23 protein-coding genes and 1 tRNA gene are annotated in these 20,628 nt (G+C 65.7%); 3 read left to right on the top strand and 21 right to left on the bottom strand.

The genetic code is table 11. The annotated features are described in order from the left end of the window. Positions 1-7: 7 nt before the first annotated feature. Complete coding sequence (locus tag VM621_RS12205) at positions 8-328, top strand: hypothetical protein (RefSeq protein WP_325469235.1); 321 nt, start codon at positions 8-10, stop codon at positions 326-328. A gap of 26 nt (positions 329-354) precedes the next feature. On the opposite strand, the gene VM621_RS12200 is transcribed toward VM621_RS12205, so the two are convergent. Then, positions 355-1,560, bottom strand: coding sequence for a GAF domain-containing sensor histidine kinase (locus VM621_RS12200; protein WP_325469234.1), 1,206 nt, complete (start codon positions 1,558-1,560; stop codon positions 355-357). 87 nt (positions 1,561-1,647) lie between these two features. On the opposite strand from VM621_RS12200, the gene VM621_RS12195 reads away from it, so the two are divergent. Together VM621_RS12195 and VM621_RS12190 are read left to right on the top strand one after the other, a co-directional pair. Further along, complete coding sequence (locus VM621_RS12195) at positions 1,648-2,229, top strand: TetR/AcrR family transcriptional regulator (RefSeq protein WP_325469233.1); 582 nt, start codon at positions 1,648-1,650, stop codon at positions 2,227-2,229. 136 nt (positions 2,230-2,365) lie between these two features. Next, entirely contained in the window at positions 2,366-3,106 is a 741-nt protein-coding gene (locus VM621_RS12190; protein ID WP_325469232.1) for a 3-oxoacyl-ACP reductase family protein, read from the top strand. Between the two features lie 60 nt (positions 3,107-3,166). Here VM621_RS12190 and VM621_RS12185 read toward each other — a convergent pair whose 3' ends face one another. The 20 genes from VM621_RS12185 to VM621_RS12090 form a co-directional block, all read right to left on the bottom strand. Further along, positions 3,167-3,748, bottom strand: a complete 582-nt coding sequence (locus tag VM621_RS12185) for a hypothetical protein (RefSeq protein ID WP_325469231.1) — start codon at positions 3,746-3,748, stop codon at positions 3,167-3,169. 216 nt (positions 3,749-3,964) lie between these two features. Next, positions 3,965-4,051: transfer RNA gene (locus VM621_RS12180), tRNA-Leu, on the bottom strand. 24 nt (positions 4,052-4,075) lie between these two features. Further along, on the bottom strand, positions 4,076-4,654 hold the full coding sequence (locus tag VM621_RS12175) for a cysteine dioxygenase family protein (protein ID WP_325469230.1): 579 nt from the start codon (positions 4,652-4,654) through the stop codon (positions 4,076-4,078). Positions 4,655-4,778: 124 nt separating this feature from the next. Beyond that, the gene (metX, locus tag VM621_RS12170; protein WP_325469229.1) at positions 4,779-5,882 is read right to left on the bottom strand and encodes a homoserine O-acetyltransferase MetX; all 1,104 of its coding nucleotides are present in this window, start codon (positions 5,880-5,882) and stop codon (positions 4,779-4,781) included. Positions 5,883-5,922: 40 nt separating this feature from the next. Continuing rightward, the gene (locus tag VM621_RS12165; protein WP_325469228.1) at positions 5,923-6,585 is read right to left on the bottom strand and encodes a tetratricopeptide repeat protein; all 663 of its coding nucleotides are present in this window, start codon (positions 6,583-6,585) and stop codon (positions 5,923-5,925) included. Continuing rightward, positions 6,582-7,022 (bottom strand): cytochrome c-type biogenesis protein, encoded by a 441-nt coding sequence (locus VM621_RS12160; protein WP_325469227.1) that lies wholly within the window; start codon positions 7,020-7,022, stop codon positions 6,582-6,584. The genes VM621_RS12165 and VM621_RS12160 overlap by 4 nt, the downstream gene beginning before the upstream one ends. Then, positions 7,022-7,564, bottom strand: a complete 543-nt coding sequence (locus VM621_RS12155; RefSeq protein WP_325469226.1) for a DsbE family thiol:disulfide interchange protein — start codon at positions 7,562-7,564, stop codon at positions 7,022-7,024. Before VM621_RS12155 ends, VM621_RS12160 begins: the two co-directional genes overlap by 1 nt. Continuing rightward, on the bottom strand, positions 7,561-9,543 hold the full coding sequence (locus VM621_RS12150) for a heme lyase CcmF/NrfE family subunit (protein ID WP_325469225.1): 1,983 nt from the start codon (positions 9,541-9,543) through the stop codon (positions 7,561-7,563). Before VM621_RS12150 ends, VM621_RS12155 begins: the two co-directional genes overlap by 4 nt. Next, a complete protein-coding gene (gene ccmE, locus VM621_RS12145; protein ID WP_325469224.1) occupies positions 9,540-10,007 on the bottom strand; it encodes a cytochrome c maturation protein CcmE in 468 nt (155 codons plus the stop codon). The genes VM621_RS12150 and ccmE overlap by 4 nt, the downstream gene beginning before the upstream one ends. After that, a complete protein-coding gene (ccmD, locus tag VM621_RS12140; RefSeq protein ID WP_325469223.1) occupies positions 9,991-10,191 on the bottom strand; it encodes a heme exporter protein CcmD in 201 nt (66 codons plus the stop codon). Before ccmD ends, ccmE begins: the two co-directional genes overlap by 17 nt. Further along, entirely contained in the window at positions 10,188-10,955 is a 768-nt protein-coding gene (locus VM621_RS12135; RefSeq protein ID WP_325469222.1) for a heme ABC transporter permease, read from the bottom strand. The genes ccmD and VM621_RS12135 overlap by 4 nt, the downstream gene beginning before the upstream one ends. Before the next feature lie 62 nt (positions 10,956-11,017). Further along, positions 11,018-11,704, bottom strand: a complete 687-nt coding sequence (gene ccmB, locus VM621_RS12130) for a heme exporter protein CcmB (RefSeq protein ID WP_325469221.1) — start codon at positions 11,702-11,704, stop codon at positions 11,018-11,020. Continuing rightward, positions 11,701-12,336, bottom strand: a complete 636-nt coding sequence (gene ccmA / locus VM621_RS12125) for a cytochrome c biogenesis heme-transporting ATPase CcmA (RefSeq protein WP_325469220.1) — start codon at positions 12,334-12,336, stop codon at positions 11,701-11,703. Before ccmA ends, ccmB begins: the two co-directional genes overlap by 4 nt. A gap of 237 nt (positions 12,337-12,573) precedes the next feature. Next, on the bottom strand, positions 12,574-13,953 hold the full coding sequence (locus VM621_RS12120) for an NAD(P)/FAD-dependent oxidoreductase (protein WP_325469219.1): 1,380 nt from the start codon (positions 13,951-13,953) through the stop codon (positions 12,574-12,576). A 91-nt stretch (positions 13,954-14,044) separates the two neighbouring features. Continuing rightward, positions 14,045-14,548, bottom strand: a complete 504-nt coding sequence (phaR, locus tag VM621_RS12115; protein ID WP_325469218.1) for a polyhydroxyalkanoate synthesis repressor PhaR — start codon at positions 14,546-14,548, stop codon at positions 14,045-14,047. A 107-nt stretch (positions 14,549-14,655) separates the two neighbouring features. Then, positions 14,656-16,224, bottom strand: coding sequence for a DHA2 family efflux MFS transporter permease subunit (locus tag VM621_RS12110; RefSeq protein ID WP_325469217.1), 1,569 nt, complete (start codon positions 16,222-16,224; stop codon positions 14,656-14,658). Next, entirely contained in the window at positions 16,221-17,420 is a 1,200-nt protein-coding gene (locus tag VM621_RS12105) for an efflux RND transporter periplasmic adaptor subunit (protein WP_325469216.1), read from the bottom strand. Before VM621_RS12105 ends, VM621_RS12110 begins: the two co-directional genes overlap by 4 nt. Then, entirely contained in the window at positions 17,417-18,877 is a 1,461-nt protein-coding gene (locus VM621_RS12100) for an efflux transporter outer membrane subunit (RefSeq protein ID WP_325469215.1), read from the bottom strand. Before VM621_RS12100 ends, VM621_RS12105 begins: the two co-directional genes overlap by 4 nt. Continuing rightward, a complete protein-coding gene (locus VM621_RS12095; RefSeq protein WP_325469214.1) occupies positions 18,874-19,401 on the bottom strand; it encodes a MarR family winged helix-turn-helix transcriptional regulator in 528 nt (175 codons plus the stop codon). The genes VM621_RS12100 and VM621_RS12095 overlap by 4 nt, the downstream gene beginning before the upstream one ends. A 398-nt stretch (positions 19,402-19,799) precedes the next feature. Further along, entirely contained in the window at positions 19,800-20,567 is a 768-nt protein-coding gene (locus VM621_RS12090; RefSeq protein WP_325469213.1) for a TatD family hydrolase, read from the bottom strand. Between the last annotated feature and the right edge of the window lie 61 nt (positions 20,568-20,628).

Below are 20,628 nucleotides of genomic sequence, written 5' to 3'. Positions count from 1 at the left end.
TCCACGCGTGTCTACCTCTATCATCGTTGGCTACCGCCCGTTCCCCGGTCGCACGGATCTGGTCGTTTCGATCCTGCTGGAGATCTACGAAGCGATGCAGCGCGCCGGATTGATCACGGCACGACGGCCCTGGATCATGCGTAGCGAAGAGGGCAACGTGGTCGCGGCTTTCGAGATGACCGACCAGTACTCGTTCGCGGCGTCGGAGAAGCTGCGCGATGTCAGCGTGCTGCGTGCCCGTCTCATGGGTGTCGCCGAGCGCCTGCCGCTGGCCAGTCTCGTGGAGAGCGGCGAACCCTACGCCGAGTTCGAAACCACCACCCACTGACGGCGGGCGCGGGCGATCCGCCGAACTCAGGCACCGATGAGCGGGAGGCGAAGCGTGAAGCAGGTGCCTTCGGCGGCGCTCGAGCACACCGTGAGCGTGCCGCCGTGTGCCCGTGCGATTTCCGATGCGATATACAGGCCCAGGCCGAGACCTGGCCTCGGCGTCGCACTTTCCGGGCGGTAGAACGGCTGGAACAGCATGCCCTGCGTGGCAGGGTCGATCGGGGTGCCGAAATTGGTTACGGCAAGGACGATGGCGTCGTCTTCGGCGCGTCCGTCGACACGAATCGCGCGGCGTGTGTCGCCGTGGGCGATCGCGTTGTTGAGCAGGTTGGCGAGCAGTTGCTGCAGGCGCACCGGATCGAACCGCAAGTTCCCCGGCATGTCCACTTCGCTGACGATCGTGGCAGCGGGATGCGCCGCGGCGACCTCGGTCACGACGCGGGCGACCAGCGCGCCGAGATCGCCCTGGTCCAACTGGGCGACCGGGATGCCCGAGGCAAGACGCGCCCGGGCGAAATCCATGATGTCGTCGATCAGGTCGGCCATGCGCCTGGCACTGGCCGTGATGACTTTCGCGAGCCGCCCCGCTCGCGGTGGCAGGTCCATGTCGGCCAGCGACTCGGCCGCCATGCCAGCAGCCTGCAAGGGGCTGCGCAGGTCGTGGCCGACTACCGCGAGGAACTGTTCACGCAGCACGCCTTCGTCCATGGAGCTGCGCAGGGCGCGCTCGGCATGTGCAAGCCGACCTTCGAGGGCCATGTGCGATGCGATGAGCTCTCCGTAGAGAGTCATCTCCGTGGCCAGCTTTTCCTCGTCGACGGCGAGGGGGCGCGAATCGATAGCGCACAGCGTGCCGAAGAACTCGCCGCCGACCGTGTAGATCGGTACCGACGCATACGATTGGAGGCCGTAGTGCTGCGGCGTGTGATGCTGTGAATAGATCGCGTGCGCACTGGCGTTTCCGAACACGACCGGTTGACGGTGCGAACGGATGTCGTTGCAGATCGTGGTCTCGAGCACGAGGTCCTCGCCGGGCTGTAGCCCGAAGCCTAGCTCGTCGCGCACCGCGCAGGCCGTCCAGCGGTTTTCGGTGACCCGGGCGACGGCGGCGAAGCGCATACCCGTCGCGCGGACGACGGCATCGAGGATGCGAGGCACGACGGACAGACGCGCAATGGCCGCGACCGACTCATCGATATCCGTTTGCAGTATGTCTCCAGGGCCGCCCATGGTCGTGAGTTTAGCCGTTGCGCCCCGTCGACGGCCATGATTCGGTGCTACGCTTTTGTGGACTTTTCGATCCAGAAGTGATGATCCATGGCACGTCCACGTGAATTCGACCGCGATACCGCGCTGCAGCGTGCCATCGAAACCTTCGCCTCGCATGGGTTCGAGGGGACGACGACGCCGATGTTGCTGGAAGCGATGAAGATTGGTCGGCAGAGCCTCTACGACACCTTTGGCGATAAGCGAAGCTTGTACCTGGAAGCGTTACAGCGCTATTCGGAGGAGAGCACCGGGGTCACGCTGTCCGCCATGTTCGCCAGCGACGCCGTGCCGCTGGGTATCGAGCGAGCCTTGCTGGGTTTCGTGGACGACGCGACAACCGGCGCCAGCCCGGCTTGCCTGGGCATTCATGCCATCGCGGAATTCGGCATATCCGAGCCGGCCGTGCGCGCCGTCACCGATGGCGTAGGACATCGGACCCTGCTGGCGTTCGAGAGTCGCCTGCGCGACGGCATCGAACGGGGCGAGTTGGCCGCGGATCTCGACGCGGCGGCGGCGGCGAGATTCCTGCTGGCCACCCTTTCAGGATTGAAGATCGCGGCTCGTGGTGGGGCTTCCCGGGCGGATCTGGAGGGCGTGGTCCGGATCGCCCTGCGGGCGCTTGCGCCATAGCGAAGTAATTGTGGAATGATCAGTCAAGAACAACGTATACTCGGAGCAGGGCGATGACATCCGGCCCGTTGACTGGGTGTGCAGCCTGTTTTTTTTGCCCATTAATTGACTAATCAATCCATAATAGGAGAATTCAATGCACGTGCGACCCTTGGAAGGAAAGACCGCCTTTGTTACCGGTGGCTCCCGCGGTATCGGCGCCGCCATCGTGCGTGGTCTTGCGCTGCAGGGTGCGACGGTGACGTTCACGTACGTGGCGGCAGGTGGCGCGGCTGATGCTCTCGTGGACGACATCAGACTCGCAGGCGGCCATGCCGAAGCCGTGAGGGCGGACAGCGCCGACGCCGAAGGCCTGGCTCAAGCCATCGATGTTGCGGCAGCGGCGCACGGACGTCTCGACATCCTCGTCAATAACGCCGGTGTCATTACCCACGGGCCTGTCGACGACCTGCCGGTGGAAGAGTTCGACCGGGTCTTCGCCATCAACGTTCGTGCCGTTTATGCGGGAACACGGGCGGCCGCGAAGCACATGGGGGAGGGTGGTAGCGTCATCACGGTGGGCAGCATCGTCGCCGACCGCAGCGGCTTCCCGGGCACGGCCATCTATAGCGCCTCAAAGGGCGCGATCAAGTCGATGACGCGCGGATTCGCGCGTGATCTTGGCCCTCGCGGGATCACCGTCAACAACGTGCAGCCCGGGCCGATCGCCACGGATATGAATCCTGCCTACGTCGAGGAACTGGTGCTTCCGCTGATTCCCCTGGGCCGCATGGGCAGGGCGGAAGAAGTTGCGGCCCTGGTCGCTCACCTTGCCGGCCCCGAAGCACGCTTCACCACGGGCGCGAGTTTCACGGTGGATGGTGGCTTCATGTCTTGAGCCCGAACCGCGGTGACGAGGAGCCGAGACAAGGACTAGCGCGCCGATGTGGGCAGGGCCTTAGTCGCCGACCGAGTCGACTAAGGCTGCGGCGTCGTTATGACCGGCGAGGCGGAGAAGTACGGCGATTATCGAAGCGGCGACGCCCAGGAGCGCGACCAACCCGGCGCAGGCCCATGCGCTGAGCTGGAGCTTGGTGGGGAAGCGGTCCAGTTTCTCCGAGATACCCACGGTCAGGGTGTCCATGCGATCGGTGAAGTTCGCGGACATCGTGTCCATGCGATCGGTGAAGTTCGCGGACATCGTGTCCATGCGCTCCGCGACGTTCGCGGCCATGCTGTCCATGCGTTCGGTGAAGTTTGCGGACATGCTGTCCATGCGTTCGGTGAAGTTCGCGGACATGCTGTCCATCCTTTGAGTCAGGCTGGCTGTGGAGGCATCCGTCCTCTCGGACAGAATACCCAGCTTGGCCTCGACCGAACCGACACGTTCGCGAATGTTGCGCACATCGACGCGTACTTCGCTCAGGTCTCTGCGTACGAACTTCATGTCGGTCTCGAGCGCTGCGACGCGCGCGTGGATACGTGCGCTGCCGTTGAGCCTGCGGCCTGGGGGAAAGGCTGGATCGTCGGGCAGTTGCATAGGGTCGTCCGGTTGCCGTAGCGAGTTGAGTCGGCATCGTACGCCCCAAGAATGCGCGTATCTGTAGGCGTCCGCCCGCGGAAGGCGCTAGCCCTTGGGCTGCCTGATGTCGGAGCGGTTCCTGACGCAGGTTCGCGACGACAAAAAACCCGCCGGATGGGCGGGTTCATTGAGAACAATCGAAAGGCCTGCACGCGGCCATCGAGGGTTGTTATGTGGTGCCGAAAGAGGGACTCGAACCCTCACTGTATCACTACAAACGGATTTTGAGTCCGCCGCGTCTACCGGTTCCGCCATTTCGGCATGGGGCCACGCATTATGCGTGAATCAGTGCACCCGGTCGAGACCCAGCTGGCGCTCGGTGCGCTGGTACCAGTCGTCGCCTTCCGGCTTGAACACGGCGCACTGGGTCATGCGACCGGAATAGATGTGCAGGCTGACCGCCACCGCGTCTTCGCTCGGATTGCGAATGGTGTGGTACTCGTGCGGCGGAATCAGACTGCCGGCGGAGCCGGGGCCGGCCTGGATCGAACCGACCGGACGGAAGTGGTAACGCTCGGCTTCGTGCTCGCCCAGCTCGTACTGGACGATCTCCAGCGAGCCGGCCCAGACGCCTTCGACGCACCACATGCCGCTGTGGTCGTGGATGAGGGTGCCCTGGCCGGGCCCCCAGGTCATGGCGATCACACTGTAGCCGTGCTCGTCGCTGCGGTAGAGCTCACGACGGGCGTAGTGGTCACCCGCCATTTCGAACACGCACTGGGGCAGTTTCACTTCTTCGGAACGGATCAGTCGACACAGCGCATTGCGCAGGGCGTCGGTAATCGCCGGAGTGCTTGCCTGGGCCACCGAGGCGTCGATGGCCTGGATGAGTTTGTTGCTGCCCGGGAAGTCGACCGTGATCATGGCTGGAACCTCTGGATGGGATGGCGTGGGGACGCCCGTCGACTCCAATGATAGCAAAAGGCGGGTCGTGTCCTCGAAGGCGCCGATCCTGCGGTCCTTGCAGAACGGGAGCGTTCTGTGGACTTCAGATTGTCCGCAAAAACCCACCGATGGCACGGCTGTAGTTCTCGATGTCGACCAGGAAGGCATCGTGGCCCTGGGGGGAATCCAGAGCCACGAACTCCACCTTGGCGCCCGCCGCTTCCAGGCCCTTGGCGATGGTTTCCTGCTGTTCCAGCGGGAACAGGATGTCCGTGCTGACGCCGATGACCATCGCGCGTTCGACCCTGATCCGGCCAAGCCCCCGCATCACGTCGCCTTCGCCATATTCGGAGATATCGAACCAGTCGCTCGCGCGCGAGAGATAGAGGTAGCTGTTCGGGTCGAACTGCCGGTTGAAACGCCGTGCGTGGCCTTCGAGGTAGGACTCCACCTGGAATTCGAATCCGAAGGGTGCGTTTTCCTCGCGCTGATCCGGGTCCAGGCGGATACGCGCGAAGCGGCCGTTCCACTCCATCGCCGAACGGTAGGTAATGACGCCCAGCTTGCGGGCGATGCTCATGCCGTGCTCTGGCCAGTGCTCGTCGTCGTAGCGGCCTTCGTTCCAGTGCGGATCCAGACGAATCGCCTCACGCTGCAGCGAGCGGATGGCAATGGCGAAGGGCTGGGCCTGCGGTGCCGTGTCGACGCTGAGATGCGTGCGCACCGAGCCCGGATGCAGGAGCATATATGCCAGTGCGCTCATGCCACCCATGGAGCAGCCGACAAGGCAGGCCAGCTCGGTGATACCGAGGCCGCTGACGGCTTCGTACGCGGCGTTGGCGACGTCTTCCAGCGACAGTTCGGGGAAGCTGAGTCGGTAGGCTTCGCCCGTGGCGGGGTCGATCGAGGCGGGGCAGGTGGAGCCCTTGTCGCTACCCAACGAATTCACACAGATGACGAAGTGACGATCGGTATCGAAGGCTCTGCCCGGGCCGATCATCTCTTCCCACCAGCCGGGTGTCGGATCTTCGGCGTTCGCGGCGGCATGCGCGCTCGGCGACAGGCCGGTGAGGATCAGCACGGCATTGGCGCGATCGCTGTCGAGCGTTCCCCAGGTTTCGAAGGCGACACGAGCGCCGTGCAGTTCGCCGCCGCGTTTCATGCGGAACGGAGAGGTAAGCGAGTGGTAGCGGCGTGCGTCGCCCATGGCAAAACCCTTTAACGGATACCCGCCATGGTGCCACGGCTCACTTGGCTTGCGCGCGTTTGTCCGCCTGGGCGATCTGTTCGGCAACCGCGTGGGCGACGTTGGAGTCCGGGTCGAGCATTGGCTGCAGCTTCTTCCAGGTCGCCGATGCGGCGGCATACTGCTCGTGCTGGAACTGGCTGATGCCGAGCAGCCACAGGGCGCGCTGGTTTTCCGGGTTCGCGGCGACCGCCGCCTGGAGCAGGTCGAGCGCACGCCCTTCGATACGGTGGTCGTCGCGTGCCAGCGAATCGGCTTCGGCCCAGCCGACCATGGCGGCGCCGTTGGCAGGGTCTGCCTTGAGTGCGCCGTCGTAGGCGTCACGTGCGTCGGTCGGCTGCTTGAGCATGGTGAACGTCTGGCCGAGCAGGAGCCAGCCTTGCGCGTCCTCGGGATGATCCTTCAGGCGCACACGTAGCGCGGCGATCGCCTCGTCGACGTTCATTTCCTTCGGCGGCTCGACGCCGCCGAGCGTCGACGGCGTGCCGACCAGGGCGTAGAGGCCGACGCTGGTCAGCGGTACGACCACGGCGATCGCAACGAGCAGCGCGAAGACACCGCGCGAACGCCCGTGGCGACGGCCATGGCGAACGATCGGGACGAGCAGCAAGGCCAGCGCGAGGGCGAGCATGGCCCCGGCGGCGAGATAGAACGCGTAAGTCACCAATCGTCCCCGGTGTCGTTGATCGGCGTCGTGTCGGCAGGAGCCTGGCGGGCGCGGCGGCGCACCTGCACGGCGACGACGATGCCACCGATGGCAAGCAGCACGAGGGGGCCGAACCAGAGCAACCAAGTGCTCGGCTCGACCGGCGGTTTGTAGAGCACGAACTGCGAATAGCGGTCGACGAGGAAGGCCTTGATCTCGTCGTCGCTCTTGCCCGCCTGGATCATCTCGAATACCTGGCGGCGAAGGTCGTGCGCGATCGGCGCGTTCGAGTCGGCCAGGGTCTCGTTCTGGCACATCGGGCAACGCAGTTCGGCGCTGAGATGCTGGAAGCGGACTTCCTCGGCGTGATCGCGGAACGGCAAGGGCTGGATCGCCTGCGCGCAAGCCAGCGCGGGCAGTAGAGCCAGGGTGACGACGAGAAGCCAGCGGTGCATCACGGCGTTTCCTTCGCCAGCGCGGCGAGTGCCGGACGGATTTCCTTGTCCAGCACCTCGGGCGTGATCGGACCGATGCGCTTGTAGCGGATAACGCCCTTCGCATCGACCAGGAAGGTCTCCGGCGCCGCGTACACGCCGAAGTCGATCGCGCTGCGACCTTCGCGGTCGGCGACGATGACGTCGAACGGATTGCCGTGTTCGGCAAGCCACGCCGTGGCGGCCTGGGGATCGTCCTTGTAATTGAAACCGACCAGCGGCAGGCCGAGCTGCTTCATCTGGGTCATCAGGATCGGATGCTCGTGCACGCATTCGATGCACCAGCTGGCGAACACGTTGAGGAAGTACGGCTTGCCGAGCAGGGAAGTCTTGGTGACAGTGCGAGCGGCATCGTCGAGGACGGGCAAGGCAAAGGCCGGCGCCGGCTTGTCGATCAGCGGCGACACGATCTCGTGCTGGTCGTGCTGGGTGTTCCACCAGATGCCGAAGCCGAACAGGCCGACCAGGATCAGGAAGCCGAGCAGTGGCAGGAGGCGACTCATGCCAGCGACTCCTTCACCGGCGGTGTCGACGTCGTCGTTACGGCGTCGGCGGCCGGCGCGCGTTTCGCACGGAAACGACGCTCCGCCGCGGCGACGAAGCCACCCGCCATCATGAAGAGGCCGCCCAGCCAGATCCAGCGAACGAAAGGCTTGTGGTACAGGCGCAACGCCCATGCGCCGTTCACGTTGGTCGGCTCCATCGGCTCGCCCAGGGCGACATAGATGTCGCGGAACAGGCCGGCGTCGATCGCGGATTCGGTCTGCACCTGGCCGCGCGAATAGGTGCGCTTCTGTGGATGCATCGTCGCCAGCGTCCTGCCGTCGCGAAGAATGGCGACGATGCCTTCGTCCGCGCGCCAGTTCGGGCCCGTGGTTTCTTCGACGCCATCGAAGCGGAAATCGTAGCCACCGACCGATTCGGTCTGGCCGGGTGCGAGGCGCACGTCGCGTTCGACGCTCAACGATTCCGACAGCATGACGCCGATCAGGAAGATCGCGACGCCGGTGTGCGCGAGCAGCATGCCGGCCATCTCGGCCGGGTAGCGGCGGCCGCGTGGCATCTCGCGCCAACGCTTGATCACATACGACAGCGTGCCGGCGCCCACCCATACCGCGCCGGCGATACCGGCGATCGCACGCAGGTGACCCTGGGCGAAGAAGCTGGCGACGATGGCGCAGATCACGGCGGCGATGCCGGCGCGCAGCGCCATCGTCGTCAGTTGATGTCCTTCGGCGCGGCCCCAGCGCAGGTAGGGCCCGAACGGCAGCAGCAGCACCGCGGGCGCCATCAGCAGCACGAACAGGAAGCCGAAATAAGGAGGGCCGACGGAAACCCGACCCAGGTTGAGCGCGTCGCCGATGAGAGGGAACAAGGTGCCCAGCAGGACCATGGCCGATGCCGTGGTGAACAGCAGGTTCGCCACCATGATTCCGGTCTCGCGCGACAACGGCGCGAATGGCTTGCCGGTGGCGACCTTCGGCGCACGGATCGCATACAGCAGCAGCGAACCGCCGATGACGACGATCAGGAAGCCGAGGATATACAGGCCGCGACGTGGATCGGACGCGAACGCATGGACCGACGTCAGCACGCCCGAGCGGACGAGGAAGGTGCCCAGCAGCGACAGCGAAAATGCGAACAGCGAAAGCAGGATGGTCCACGCTGGCAACGACCCGCGTTTCTCCGTCACCGCCTGCGCGTGGATCAAGGCGACGCCGACGAGCCACGGCATGAACGACGCGTTCTCCACCGGATCCCAGAACCACCAGCCGCCCCAGCCCAGTTCGGCGTAGGCCCACCAGCTGCCGGCGACGATGCCGAGGGTGAGGAAGGCCCAGGCCACGTTCGTCCACGGGCGCGCCCAGCGCACCCAGGCCTGTTCCATTCCGCCACCGAGCAAGGCGGCGATGGAGAACGCGAAGGCGACCGAGAAGCCGACGTAACCCATGTAGAGCACGGGTGGGTGGAAGGTCATGCCCGGGTCCTGCAGGACCGGGTTGAGGTCGCCACCGTCGGCGGGCATCGGCAGCTCGCGCAGGAAGGGGTTCGAGGTGAACAGGATGAAGGCCAGGAAGCCGACGCCGATCAGCCCGAGCACGCCCAGCACGCGGGCGAGGAAGGCCGGCGGCAAGTGGCGACTGAAGGCGGCCAGGGCCACCGACCAGACGTTGAGGATGAACACCCAGAGCAGCATCGAGCCTTCATGGGCACCCCACACGGCGGTCACGCGGTAATACCAGGGCAGCGCGAGGTTTGAATTGTCGGCGACATAGGCCACCGAGAAGTCGTAGGAGAGAAAGGCGTAGATCAGGATCGCCATCGCGGCGAAGACGAACACGCCCTGGCCGGCCGCCGCGGGCCTGGCGACGGCGATCAGCGCGGCGTTGTTGCGCCAGGCGCCGACGATCGGCAGTACGCCCTGGGCGATGGCCAGCAGCAAGGCGAGGACAAGGGCGAACTGGCCGAGCTCGGGGATCACTTCGGTGTGTCCTTCATCGCGGTGTCGTCGATCTTCTTGTTCTGGTGCGCCTTGGCCATCGCGTCCTTGAGTTCCTTCGGCATGTAGTTCTCGTCGTGCTTGGCAAGCACCTCGCTGGCGATGAAGCGTGCGCCGTCCATCCGGCCGGTCGCGATCACCGACTGGTTGTCGCGGAACAGGTCGGGAAGGATGCCGGTGTATTCCACGGGCATGGCGCCGTCGGCGTCGATCACGATGAAGCTCACGCGCAAGGTATCGGCGGCGCGCTGGATCGAGCCGGCCTTGACCATGCCGCCGAGGCGGAAGCTCTTGTATTGCGTGGCCTGGCCTTCCTGCACCTGGCTCGGGGTGAACAGGTAGCTCATGTTCCGCTGCAGCGCGAACACAGTGAGGCCGATCGCCACGACAGCGGCGACGACGACGGAGATGACGATGGCGAGACGACGTTTACGCGTTGGATTCATTGCTTGGCGGGGTTCCGGGCCGGCGGCGGTTTTCCTGGCGCGCGAGCCGCGCGCGAAGATCGCGCAGGTTGCGGCGGCGCCGGGCGAGCGGGGCCAGCGAATCGATGAGAAGGACGATGAAGAAGGCGGCAAACGCGGGCCACACGAAGGAGGCGTAACCGCCCATGGCGAAAAACTGACTCATGCGGCGTCGTTCCCCGGCTGGCCAAGCGCGATGTCGCGCACCCAGGCCTTGCCACCTTCCGACGCGATGAGGTCGGCGCGCACGCGTGCGAACAGGCTGGCCACGTAGTAACACTTGGTCGCGAGCATCATGGTCAGCAGCGGCCACAGCATGCTCGCCTCGATATGCGAAGGACCGAGCAGACGAACGGTCGAGCCCTGGTGTAGCGTGTTCCACCAGTTCACCGAGAAATGCACGATCGGCACGTTCACCGCGCCGACGAGTACGAGGAAGGAGGCGGCGCGCGCTCCCTGGCGACGATCTTCGAACGAGTGATACAGGCCGACGATGCCGAGGTAGATGAAGAGCAGGACAAGCTCGGAGGTCAGCCGCGCGTCCCAGGTCCACCAGGTGCCCCACATGGGTTTGCCCCAGAGCGAACCGGTCACCAGGGTGATCAGGGTGAACGCGGCGCCGACCGGTGCCGATTCCATCGCTACGACTTCGGCGATCTTGATCCGCCAGACCAGGCCGATAAACGCTGCCACGGCCATCGCGCCATAGATGAACAGACTCATCCAGGCGCTCGGCACGTGGATGAAGATGATGCGATAGGCGTCGCCCTGCTGGTAATCGGCCGGCGCGACCACCAGGCCGCCGTAGAGCGCGACGGCGCCCAGCACCAGTGCCAGGCCGAGGGCCCACGGGCGCACGGCACCGGCGAACCGGTAGAACAGCGGCGGCGAGCCGAGGCGGTGAAGCCAGAGGGGAACCCAGTTAGCCATCGTTACCTGCTATGCGTTCGGACCCCGTGAGTCCGCGAATCGGCCCCCACGGTTGCGTGCGTTCATGTGTCCATGGCGATGCGTAGCGCGGCGGCGCAAGCCAGCGGCGCAAGAACGAGCGCCATGGCCAGGCCAGCGCCCAGCCAGGCGATCGGCGCGACCCAGGGCAATCCTTCCTGCGCGGCGGCCAAAGCCCCGGCGGCGAAGATCACGACCGGTACGCACAACGGCAACAACATGAGCGCCAGAAGCATACCAGAGCGTCTCGACCCGGCCGTCAGTGCGACCAAGACCGCGCCCAGCAGGCTCAGCAGCGGCGTGGACAGGACCAGAGCGACGATCAGCACCGGCATCGCCTCGGTCGGCAGCTTCAGCATGCTGGCGAGCACCGGCGCGACGACGATCAAGGGTAACGACGAGGTGATCCAGTGCGCGAGGATCTTCATGCCCACCAGCAGGGCCAGCGGCTGTGGCGCCAGCATCAGCAGTTCCATGGAGCCATCCTCGATATCGCTGCGGAACAGGTGGTCCAGCGACAGCAGGATCGCCAGCAGCACGATGACGAAGACCACGCCACCGGCGATGCGGGCCAGGAGAGCCGGTTCGGGACCGATCGCGAAGGGGAAGAGTGTGGTGACGATGACCGCATACAGCACCGGCATCGCGATATCGCCGCGTCGCCGCCAGGCCAGCGTGAGGTCGCGTCGCAGCAGGGCGGCGCAGGCGGCGGACGTGCTGCCGGGCGTCATGCGTGCAACCGGATGCGGCGCGGCTCGCCACCGGCGAAGCGGACGGCACCGTGGCTGGTCACCAGGGCCGCGCCACCGCGCGCCGCATGCTGTTCGAGCAGGCGATTGACCAGCGCGATGCCGTCGCGGTCGAGATTGGCGTAGGGCTCGTCCAGCAGCCAGACACGGGCCGGTAGCAACAGCAGGCGAGCCAGCGCGGCGCGCTTTTTCTGCCCGGCGGAGAGCTGGCGGACGGGCTCGTCTTCATACCCGGCCAGACCGACCTCGCGAAGCACGGCGTTCTCATCCATCCCGCGACGCAGCCCATAAAGGCCCGCGGCGAGACGTAGGTTCTCGCGCGGCGTCAGGTCGACTTTCAGGCCGAGATGGTGGCCGAGGAACACCACCGCACCGGCGACGGTATCCAGCGAGAAGGGCGCACCGTCCAGCAGCACCTCGCCCTCGCCGGGCCGGAGCATGCCGGTGAGCACGCGCATGAGGGTGGTCTTGCCACTACCGTTGTCACCCTCGACCAGTGCGATTTCGCCGCCTTGCAGGGCGAAGTCGATCGGCCCGAACACCGGCTCGTCCTGGCGCAGGAAGCACAGGGCGCGCGCTTCAAGCAGGGCGGTGGCGTGCGGCGCGGTAGTCATCCAGTCGATTGTCCTGCTCGGGCTTCTGTAGGTGCCGATTCCTCGGCGATAGGTGCTGGCAAATGCCGAGCACTGGTGGGTACTGCGCGATGTGTGAGTGCCGAGCGATGTATGGGTACTGATCGATGCATGGGTACTGAGCGATGCATGGGTACTGATCGATGCATGGGTACTGAGCGATGTATCGGAGCCGCGCTCTGTGTGGGAGCCGCTTCAGCGGCGAATGGCTGCCAACGACTACCCCCGCTCGAACGCCTGCTCCGGCAACGGCGGCAACGTCGCTTCCAACGTCCGCACGGCCGATTCCAGGTCCACCGAAGCCACCGAATCGTGCCCCTTCAACAACTGCTCGACCAGGACATCCTGGGCCTGTCCACGCTCCAGCGCATAGCGATAAGGCAGATGCGTGAAGGTAACCATGCGATAGCGAGGCAGGTAATGGGTCGGCGACCGTTCGGCGAGCAAACCGCCCAGTTCGCGCTTGCGCAGGTAGTGCGGATCCGCGACGGAATCGCGCATCTCCACGTAGTTCTCCAGCGCCATGCGCGCGATCGCGTCCGCGTTCGGCTTGCGGCGCTCCTCGAAGGCCGCGAACACCGCCGCTGCGTCGTCCGGCTGGGCGGCGAACAGATCGGCCAGTTCGGCCGCGTCTTCGAAGCCGCAATTCATGCCCTGGCCGTGGAACGGCACCATCGCATGGGCCGCGTCGCCGATGAGCAGGGCGCGGCCGCCGATGTGCCAGCGGTCGAGATAGAGGGTCGCCAGGGTGCCGACCGGATGGGCGGCCCAGTCGGTGGCGAACTCCGGCATGAGAGCCAGCGCGTCCGGGAAATCGGTGCGGAAGAAGGCCTCCGCGGCGCCAGCTCCCGCGATGCTGCGGAAGCTGGGATGCTCGCCTTCGTTCGGCAGGAAGAGGGTGACGGTGAAGCTGCCTTCGCGGTTCGGCAGGGCGATGCACATGTAGTGCCCGCGCGGCCAGATGTGCAGGGCGTTGCGCTCGATGGCGAACGGGCCGGACGCGTCCACTCGCGGCGGAATCTCCAGCTCCTTGTACCCGTGCCCAAGTTCTTCGATGCGCTCACCCAGCGGCGAGTGCAGGTGCATCGCCGCACGCAGGGCGGAGCCTGCGCCATCGGCGCCGATCACGACCGGCGCCTCGACGGTGCGCAGGCTGCCGGTGCCGTCGCCAAGGGTCAGCGTGCCGGCGTCGAGGTCGGCAGAGGCCAGGCCCTGGTCGAAGTGGACCGTGGCGCCGGCGGCTTCGGCGGCATCGAGCATCAGCGTGTTCAGGCCACCGCGCGACACCGACCAGATCACCTCCGAATCGTCCACGCCATAGCGCTGCAGCCCGCTATGGCCGGCGGGATCGTGGACCATGCGCCCGCGCATCATCACTGCCTGCTCCAGCACCTTGTCGGCCAGGCCGGTGGCGCGCAAGGCGTGCAGGCCGCGTTCGGCGAGGGCGAGATTGATCGATCGGCCACCCTGGAACCCCGCACGGCGCGGATCGGAGCGCTTCTCGTACACCGTGACGCGGAATCCGCGCTGGGTCAGCAAGGTGGCAACCAGGGCGCCGACCAATCCGGCGCCAACCACGGCGATGTCGTTACGGGGCATGGGCGACCTGGTTCGGGGGCGCGATATTGCAGGGCAGCGCATCGTGCGCCGCAGCGCCGCCGGGAGCAAGCCTGCGGCGGAGCGTCAGGAATTAGCTGGCTTTCTTGCCGGTCGGGCGCGTGGTCCGCGTGACGGGATCGGCTGGCTTCGCCGTAGCCGCGTCGAGGAAGCCCCGCTGCATCGACTTCCAGACGTCGAGGTTGCGCTCGGTCATCTCGTTGAGCATGGACCAGGGCGTCTGGCCCATCAGGCTGTTCAGCTGGTTGCGGAATTGCTGCTGCTGGTCGAGGAACACCTGCAGGCTGCGCTCCAGGTACGGGCCCATGAAGCCCTGCAGGGAGTCGCCGTAGAAGCGGATGATGTGCGACAGCAACTGCGGGGAGAGCATCGGCTGACCGTGCTCCTCGTGCTCCGCGATGATCTGCAGGAGGACGGAGCGCGTCAGATCCTCGCCCGACTTGGCGTCGCGGACTTCAAAGTTTTCCCCGTCGAGGACCAGCTGGCGAACTTCCTCCAGCGTGATGTAGCTCGAGATCTCCGTGTCATAGAGACGGCGGTTCGGGTACTTCTTAATGATGCGTAGGGTTTGTGCCATGCGGCGAAAGCTACCACGAGGTATTGCGCCGCACCAGTTGCCGAATGGGGACGTAATCGTTTTCCGATTTCACGTTTGTTCTTTAAATCGATTCAGATAACGGCAATTTAATGCGCCGCGGCACCACCGGCATTTCCAAACGGGGGTTTGGCCAGCCAAAGAACCGGAATCAGGGCAAGGAAAAGGATCGCGCAACCGAAGAAGACGTCGTTCACCGCCAGGGTGAGCGCCTCGCGATTGAGTACCTGGTCGATCACGGCCAGCGCCGGTTTGCCCTGGATGCCCAGGCTCGCCAGATGGTTCGTGTAGGTCGCCGTGGCAGGCGAGGCCTGGGTCACGTACTCGGTGAGCGAGGCGTGGTGCGACTCGCCACGATGCGTCCACAGCGTCACCGTCAGGGCCGTGGACACGCTGGAGGCCAGGGTGCGGCAGAAGTTGGCCAGGCCCGATGCACCGGCGATCTGGTCCGGATTGAGCCCGGACAGGAAGATCTGGTTGAGCGGGATGAAGAAGCAGGCGATGGCGATACCCATGATGAAGCGCGGCAGCACCAGGGCGGCGAACGACGCGCCGCTGTTGAACCCGGCAAACCAGAACGAGGTGAAGGCGAACACCATGAAGGCGAAGGTCACCACGGCACGCAGCTCCAGCCTCTGGATGTTCTTGCCGATGAAGGGCGAAACGATGAAGGCGAGGATGCCCACGGGAGCCGTGGCCAGACCGGCCCAGGTCGACGTGTAACCCAGTGTCGTCTGCAGCCAGAGCGGAAACACCACGTTGATGCCGAAGAAAGCGAGCATGCCCAGCGACAGGGCGGTCACGCCCACGGCGAAATTGCGCCGGCCGAACAGCGAGAGATCGACTACCGGATGTTTCGCGGTGAGTTCCCAGATCACCAGGAACACCAGCGCGACCAGCGCGATCAGGCCCAGCGTGAGAATCAGCGGCGAGGCGAACCAGTCGTGGTCGTTGCCGTTGTCGAGCATGAACTGCAACGAGCCGATGCCGATCACCAGCAATGCCAGCCCCACCGTATCGATCGGTGCGCGGACGATCTTCGTCTCGCGGCTGCGCAGCAGCGTCCAGGTGATCAGGCCGGCGAGGGCACCCACCGGTACGTTGATGTAGAAGATCCACGGCCACGAGAAGTTGTCCGTCAGGTAGCCACCGAGAATAGGCCCGAAGATCGGCGCGACCACCACCGTCATCGCCCACATCGCCAGCGCCATGCCCTGTTTGGTCTTCGGATAGCTCGACAACAGCAGGGACAGCGACAACGCCACCATCGGTCCCGAGCCCGCGCCCTGCAGCAAGCGGAAGATCACCAGCATCGGCATGCTGGTCGCGAGGCCGCAGAGCATCGAGAACAGCACGAACAGCATCACCGAGAAGACGAACGTCTTGACCTCGCCGAAGCGCTTGGCCAACCAGCCCGTCAACGGCTGCATGATCGCGCTGGCGAGGGAGTACGAGCTGATCGCCCAAGTGCCCTCGCTGGCGCTGACGCCGAGGCTGCCGGCGATATGCGGCACGGCCACGTTGACGATCGTCGTATCGAGGATCTCCATGAAGGTGGAGAACGCGACGGCGATCGTCAGCAGGACCAGCGGCCCACCTTGCAGCGGCTTGGGGCCGCTCGCAGGCGCGGCGTCGGGGAAGGCGGCGGCGTCGCTCAAGGCACGCTCGCCCCGAGGTTCTTGCGCACGATCGCATCCGCCGCGGCATCGGCCTTGGCGGCCACCTCGTCATATACGTTGGTCTGGGCCACCGGCGTGGTCGACGGCGACTTCGCCAGTACGTCGCCTTCGTCGTCCGTGATATCGACCGTGACGGCCGTGGACAGGCCGATACGCAGGGGGTGCTTGTCGAGGTCCTTGGGCTCCAGCGCGATGCGCACCGGAATGCGCTGCACGACCTTGATCCAGTTGCCCGTGGCATTCTGCGCGGGAAGCAGGGAGAACGCGCTGCCGGTGCCGGCGCCGAGACCGATCACCTTGCCGTGGTACTCGGTTCCGCCGCCGTAGATGTCGGCTTCGATCTTCGCCGGTTGGCCGATGCGCACGTGGCGCAGCTGGCTTTCCTTGAAGTTGGCGTCCACCCAGAGGTCGTGCAGCGGCACGACGGTCATCAGCTGCTGGCCGGGCTGCACGCTGTTGCCGACCTGCACGCTGCGCAGCGCGACATAGCCGTCGATCGGCGCGACGATGGCATTGCGCTGGGCGGCGATCCAGGCCTGGCGGAAGCCCGCGCGTGCCTGCTCCACGGCGGGATTCGTCGCCACGTCGCTGCCGTCGATCAGGGCTCGCGAGGCGTCGGCCTGGCGCTGGGCGGATTCAAGCGCCGACTCGGCGCTGTCCACGGCATCGCGTGCGTGCTGCACCTCTTCCGGTGCCACGGCCTTCTCGGCGAGCAACGGGATGCGGCGCTTGAGGTCGTCCTGCGCGCGCTTCAGATCCTGGCGGCGGGTGCCGAGGGCGGCGTCGGCGCTGGCGGCGGACTGCGTCTGCTGACGTACCTGGCGCACCGCCTGGGCGAGGGCGCTGCTGGCTTTGCGCAAGGCCACGTCGCCATCGGTCGGGTCCAGCTTCACCAGGACCTGACCGGCGTTCACGCGCTGGGTGTCGTCGGCATAGACGCCCACGACGATACCGGGGACCTGGGCGGAGATGCCTACCTGGTTGCCACCGACGTAAGCGTCGTCGGTGGTCTCGCGCTTGGAGAACACCAGGAGCCAGAGCAGGAACCAGGCGAGCGCGGCGAAGGCGAAAACGAGGACGGCGATGAGCAGCGCACGGTTCCGCTTGCGCTTGTCCTTGGGCGCGTTGCCGCTGTCGTCCTGCGTGCGCGGCGTGTCGGTCGTGGTGGCGCTCATGGGCTCTGGGTTCCGTCGGTGCTGTGCGTGGAAGAGGAGTCGGTCGTTTCGGCGCGGTAGCCGCCGCCGAGTGATTTGATCAGTGCGACGTCGGTGGACAGGGCCTGGCCGCGCAGGTCGGCGTCCATGTCCAGTTGTTGCGCGAGGGAGGCCTCGGTTTCGAGCGATTCGCGATCGTCGCGGACGCCGCGCGCGGCGCGGGCCTTCGCACTGGCGAGCAGCGTCCTTGCCGAATCGATCTGTTCCGCCTGCTGTGTACGACGCGCGGCGAGTTGCTGTGCGCCGAGTGCCTGGGTGGCGACGTCGCGCGCGGCGGAGGCCACGGTGGCGTTGTACTGGGCGACCGCGGCACCGAGTTGCGCCTGGCTGACCCCGTGGTTGGCTTCGAGCGCACCGCCTTCGAAAATCGGCAGGTGCAGCGCCGGGGTCAGCGAGAACACCCGGCTGCTGGCGGAGAACAGCTTGTCCATATCGATGCTGGACAGGCCGGCCATGCCGGTAAGGCTCACGTCGGGAAAGAACTGGGCGCGCGCCGCATCGGTCTGGCGTAGTGCCGCTTCGACCTGCCAGCGACTGGCTGCGATATCGGGGCGGCGAGCCATCAGGTCGCTGCCGACATTCGCGGGAAGTCCGGTGCCCACCTCGGGTAGCTCGCGCGGCGCGAGCGGAGGCAACTGCGCCGGTGAGACACCGACGAGCGTCGCCAGCGACGCACGGCGGATATCCGCGGAGCCTTGCAGCGCGACACGTTGCTGACGTGCACCGGCCAGTTCGGCCCGGGCCTGCTGTGCGGTGTCGGGCACGTCCACACCTTGTTTCACACGAAGCTCGGCGATGCGCAACGTGCGCTCGCGCACGGCGACAAGGCGATCGGCGATGGCCACGCGCGACATGTCGGCAAGCCAGCCGAAATACGTATCGGCAACGACCGCCTGGATGGCCAGCGAAGAAGCCGATCGCTCGGCCTCGGCGGCGCGCGCGCTGTCGATCGCGGACTCGAGGGTGAAGCGCTTCTTGCCCCACCAGTCGAAGTCATAGCTGACCTGGACGCCGATGTCGGCCTGGTTGTACCAGGTGAATCCGAGGAACTGCGCGGGGATCAGGCCGTGCTCGCTCATGCGCTGGCGGGCCACCTGGGCGCTCCCGTCGACACGAAGACCCGCCTGTGCGGCGGCGACACGGATGTTCTGCTGCGCGGCGTCCACACGCGTTTTCGCCTGGGCGAGGTCGGGCGCGCCGCGCAGGGCCATGTCCATGAGCGTATCGAGCTGCGGATCGCCGTAGGCGCGCCACCACGCCGCGGCCGGCCAGCCCGGGCGTTGATCCGTGACGAGGCCGGCGAGCGGTACGTCGTCGCGCAGGGCGGGTCGGTCGATCTTCGCGGGGATGTGGCAGGCAGCGAGCAGGGTGGCGACCGCGGCGGCGAGCAACGCGGGGCGAAGAAGGGCAGGTGTCATGGGGTGTCGTCCGTGTCGACCGTGGGGTCGATATGCAGGGCGAGCTTCTTCAGAAGCTTCTCGAAGGTCTTGCGCTCGGTGGAACTGAAGCAGGCGAAGTTCTCCATCAGTGGTGGGAACATCGGCGGGAGCATCTTGTTGACGAAGCGACGTCCGGCAGGGGTGATGCGGAGCAGCACCTGGCGGCGGTCGTGGGTCGCATGCGACCGCGAGATAAGGTCCTTCTTCGCCAGCGCGTTGGCGATGCGCGTCATGTTGGTCGGCTTCTGCTCGGCCAGGACACAGAGTTCGCCAGGCGTCGCGCTACCGTCCTCGCTGCTGTACAGCATCATCAGCGTGCGGAAATCGCTGTCGTTCATCCCATAGGGCTTGAGCTTGCCTTCGAACTCGCGCAGCAAGACGCCGGCGGTCAGCATGAGCAGCCGGACAAGGAAGACCTCGGACTTAGGCAGCCCGGGGATGCTTTGCGCAACGCGGTCGACACCCTCGTAAAGGGCGTCGACGCATGGCTTGAGTCTCGACATTTTGCTGGCTAATAGTTCGCTGGTGAACTATTAGGCTAGCAAGTATCTCCGGGTTCGCGCAACGCCCCGCCCCGGCCGGGCTTCCGCAGGCAAGGCACAACCAAGGCAAGGCACAACCAAGGCAGGACAGGACCAAGGCAAGGCAGGACCAAGGCAAGACAGGACCAAGGCAAGACAGGACCAAGGCAAGACAGGACCAAGGCAAGGCAGGACCAAGGCAAGGCAGGACCAAGGCAAGGCAAGGCAGGACCAAGGCAGGGCAGGACCAAGGCAAGGCAGACCTGTGGGAGCCGCTTCAGCGGCGATAGCCAGTTTGCCGCAGCCCCCCATCGCCGGCATAGCCGGCTCCCACACAAAAACGCATCACCGGCTCCCTCGAGAGCCAGTGGCAGCGCATTTTAAGAAAGCTTGAATAGCTTCACCGCGTTCGCTGTCGTCGCCGCGGCGATAGCCTCTGGCGACTCATCGCGTAACGACGCGATCGTCTCGAGCACGTCCGTCATGAACGCCGGTTCGTTGCGCTCGCCGCGGTGATGGGCGCAGGGCTGGTCGGGCGCGTCGGTTTCCAGCAGCAGCCATTCGAGGGGCATCGATGCCACCGTGCGGCGGATTCGGTTGGCGCGGTCGTAAGTCACCGGCCCGCCGATACCGAGGTGAAACCCCAGGTCGAACAGTTGCCTCGCCTGCTCTTCGCTACCGGAGAAACTGTGCACGACACCACGCAAGCCACCGACGCGTCGAAGGGTATGGATGGTTTCCTCGAAGGCGCGACGCGCATGGACAATGACAGGCAGGTCGTGCTCCTTCGCGATATCCAGCTGGCGAACGAAGACCTCGCGCTGACGTACCGGATCGAGGCCCGCGACGTAGAAATCCAGCCCGATCTCGCCGACAGCGATGGCGCCATGCCCGTCGAGCCAGACAGGCAGTTGGTCGAGGTGTTCGTCGCGATGCGCGTCGATGAGCAAGGGATGCAATCCATACGCAGGAAACGCTCCTTCACGCGACGCACACAAATCCTCGATGGTTTCCCAGTTTTGCCGGTCGATCGCCGGTACGATCCAGCGCCGCACGCCCGCATGGCTTGCCCGCCCGAACATCGCGTCGCGATCGACGTCGAAGGAGCGGTCGTCCAGGTGGGCGTGGGTATCTACCAGATCGAGCATGTCAGTCAGCGGCCGGTTGGGTTGTAGGCTGGAGTCTAAGGCGTCGTTCAGTTTAACGACT

The organism is Luteibacter sp., assembly GCF_035539195.1.
In the GTDB taxonomy this organism is placed as follows: Bacteria; Pseudomonadota; Gammaproteobacteria; order Xanthomonadales; family Rhodanobacteraceae; genus Luteibacter.
This window is presented reverse-complemented; position numbering and strand designations above follow the sequence as displayed.